Raw genomic sequence first — 3,502 nt, 5'->3', positions numbered from 1 at the left:
CCTGTTCTTCATTGGCTGGTATGCGCTGGGCCAGCTTTCCATCATCAACGTGCTGACCTTCCTGCAGGCGGTCACCAAGCAGTTCAGCTGGGATACCTTTCTCATCGATCCCATGCTGTTCATCCTGTGGTCCTTCGTGGCGGTGACCCTGCTGCTATGGGGGCGGGGCGTCTACTGCGGCTGGCTGTGCCCGTTCGGCGCCTTGCAGGAGCTCGGCTTCCAGCTCGCGCGCCGGCTCAGGCTGCCGTCTTTCGAGATCCCCCATGTCGTGCACGAGCGCATGCTGGCGCTCAAGTTCGTGATCCTGCTGGTGCTGCTTGGACTGTCCCTGCAGTCCATGGGAACGGCGATGCGCGCGGCCGAGATCGAGCCCTTCAAGACCGTGTTCGCCCTGCATTTTCAGCGCGAGTGGCGCTATGTGGCTTTTGCCCTGGGCGTGCTCCTGCTGTCCGCCCTGAACCGCAAGTTCTACTGCAAATACATCTGTCCGCTCGGCGCCTCGCTCGTCATCCCCGGCCGTTTCCATTCCTTCGAATGGTTGCGCCGCCGCAAGGAATGCGGCAAACCCTGCCAGGTCTGCGCCGTGGAATGCGAAGTCCAGGCCATCCGTCCTACCGGCGAAATCGTGGTCAACGAATGCCATCACTGCCTCGATTGCCAGGTGACCTACTATAGCGACCGCAAATGCCCGCCATTGATCGAGAAACGCAAGCGCCGCGAACGCGTCGGCCGCGCGCGCAATCCTGCCCCGGAGACGGCGGCGGTCCCCGCCGCAGCACGGCTTGACCGCATCCCGGTCGTGGTGAACCCCGACCGCTCCGAACATGCCGGGGCGCCGGGTTCGACGGACAAAGCCCCGCCTTTGATTTAAATCAAGGCGGAAGTTCAATGACACATTTAACCTAGCTTCGTCGTTGCAGGATTTTTACGTCAACCAGAAGGGAGGATTTAAATGAACACCAGGCTGAGCATTCTGGCCGCAAGCATCTTTCTCATGGGCGCCACGCACGCCGCTCTTGCAGCGGATGCGCCCGCTTCGGGCCACCCCGGCACCGCCGACCCCGAATTGCGATACAAAGGCGCGCCCACATCGATCAAGGCGGAAGAAGCGCAGGAAGTCCTGACGCCCAAGGCGCCGCACCTCACGACGAACGAATTCGCCCGTGCCAAGCAGATCTATTTCGAACGCTGCGCCGGCTGCCACGGCGTCCTGCGCAAGGGCGCGACCGGCAAGCCGCTCACCCCGGACGTGACCCTGCCGCGCGGTACCGAGTATTTGAAGGTGTTCATCGGCTTCGGCTCGCCCGGCGGCATGCCCAACTGGGGCAGCTCCGGCATTCTGAGCGACGAAGAAATCGACATCATGGCGCGCTTCCTGCAGCACGAACCGCCGATGCCGCCCGAATACGGCCTGGCCGAGATGAAAGCCACCTGGAAACTGAAGGTGCCGCCCGACCAGCGTCCGAAGAAGAAGATGAACAAGCTCGATCTGGAGAACCTGTTCTCCGTGACCCTGCGTGACGACGGCAAGATCGCGCTGATCGACGGCAACAGCAAGCAGATCATCTCCACCATCGAAACCGGCTATGCCGTGCACATCTCGCGCATGTCGGCTTCCGGACGCTATCTCTTTGTCATCGGCCGCGACGCCAAGATCGACCTCATCGATCTCTGGATGAAAGAGCCGGCGGTGGTAGCCGAGATCAAGGTGGGCATGGAAGCGCGCTCGGTCGAGACCTCCAAGTACAAGGGCTACGAGGACAAGTACGCGGTTGCCGGCACCTACTGGCCGCCGCAATTCGTCATCATGGACGGCGACACGCTGGAACCGAAAAAGATCGTCGCGACCCGCGGCATGACCGTGGACACCCAGGAATATCACCCGGAGCCGCGCGTCGCCGCGATCATCGCCTCGCACGAGCACCCCGAGTTCATCGTCAACGTCAAGGAGACCGGCAAGGTCCTGATGGCCAACTACGAGGACATCAACAACCTGAAGGTGACCGAGATCGAAGCGGCGCGTTTCCTCCACGATGGCGGCTGGGATTCCACGCACCGCTACTTCATGTCGGCTGCCAACGCTTCCAACAAGATCGCCGTGGTCGACTCGAAGAAGCAGAAACTGGCGGCGCTGGTGGAAGTGGGCAAGATCCCGCACCCCGGACGCGGCGCAAACTTCGTCGATCCGAAATTCGGCCCGGTATGGGCCACCGGCCACCTCGGCGACGACAGCATTGCGCTGATCGGCACCGATCCCGTCAAGCACAAGGCCAATGCCTGGAAAGTGGTGCGTTCGCTGAAGGGACTGGGCGGCGGCTCGCTGTTCCTCAAGACGCATCCGAAGTCGAAGAACCTGTGGGTCGACACCACGCTCAACCCGGAAGCCGGTATCAGCCAGTCGGTGGCCATCTTCGACATCGCCAATCTCGACAAGGCGCCGGAAGTGGTGAACATCGCCGATCTGGCGGGTCTGGGCGAGGGGCCGAAGCGCGTCGTGCAGCCGGAGTACAACAAGGCCGGCGACGAAGTCTGGTTTTCGGTGTGGAACGGTCAGACCCAGGAATCGGCCATCGTGGTCATGAACGACAAGACGCGCAAGCTCAAGGCCGTGATCAAGGACAAGCGCCTGATCACGCCGACCGGCAAGTTCAACGTCTACAACACGCAGCACGACGTCTACTAGGCAGGCACGGCGGGGCGGGCTGCCCCGCCGCTCGACTAACGGCGGACACAAGAACACATGCGAAGCTTGACGACAGTGGGACTGATGACGGCCATGAGCTTCGGCGGCGCTATCGCCGACTCGCCCCGGATCAACCCGGAACGGCAGAACGAGCTCGTTCACCTGGTGCGGCAGGACTGCGGCTCCTGCCACGGCATGCAGTTACGCGGCGGCCTTGGCCCCGCGCTCACGCCCGAGACACTGAGGGACAAACCTGTCGAGTCGCTGGTCAGCACGATCCTCCACGGACGGCCCGGCACGCCAATGCCGCCCTGGAGCACCTTTCTCTCCGAATCCGAGGCTGTCTGGATCGTCGACAGCCTGCAAAGGGGATTTCCCGATGCGCGCTAGGATTTCCATTTTTCTTCTGCTCGCCCTCGGCGTCCTGGCCGGCTGCGCCGGCACGAACCTGCGCGGCACCGGAGACCTCGGCGTCGTCATCGAACGCGCCAGCGGCAGCGTGCAGATTCTCGACACCACCCAGCGCACCAGCCTGGCGAAAGTGGAGGGCCTGGGCGACCTCTCCCACGCCTCCGTCAGCTACTCCCGCGACGCGCGCTATGCCTATGTATTCGGCCGCGACGGGGGATTGACCAAAATCGACCTGCTGACCCGGCGCATCGATCGCCGCATCATCCAGGGGGGCAACAGCATCGGTGGCGCCATCTCGCCCGACGGCAAGCTGGTCGCCGTGGCCAACTACCAACCCGGCGGCGTGAAAGTATTCGACGCCGACACGCTTGCGCTCATCGCCGACATTCCCGCCATCGGCGCCGATGG

General features: G+C 63.1%; 4 protein-coding genes. All 4 read left to right on the top strand.

Features of this window, described 5'->3' with window-relative positions:
* A partial coding sequence (locus Q0L94_RS02940) for a 4Fe-4S binding protein (RefSeq protein WP_296749937.1) occupies nucleotides 1–871 on the top strand: 871 nt, incomplete at its 5' end.
* Nucleotides 872–952: 81 nt separating this feature from the next.
* Nucleotides 953–2,683: a nitrite reductase gene (locus Q0L94_RS02935; protein ID WP_296749935.1), complete on the top strand. Its 1,731-nt coding sequence runs from the start codon at nucleotides 953–955 to the stop codon at nucleotides 2,681–2,683.
* Between the two features lie 57 nt (nucleotides 2,684–2,740).
* On the top strand, nucleotides 2,741–3,073 hold the full coding sequence (locus Q0L94_RS02930; protein ID WP_296749933.1) for a cytochrome c: 333 nt from the start codon (nucleotides 2,741–2,743) through the stop codon (nucleotides 3,071–3,073).
* The coding region (locus tag Q0L94_RS02925; protein WP_296749931.1) for a cytochrome D1 domain-containing protein at nucleotides 3,063–3,502 on the top strand (440 nt) is incomplete at its 3' end. The genes Q0L94_RS02930 and Q0L94_RS02925, both read left to right, overlap by 11 nt.

It is taken from the genome of Thiobacillus sp. (assembly GCF_024708915.1).
Note: the sequence above shows the minus strand (reverse complement) of the source record. Positions and strands in the feature narration are given on the sequence as shown.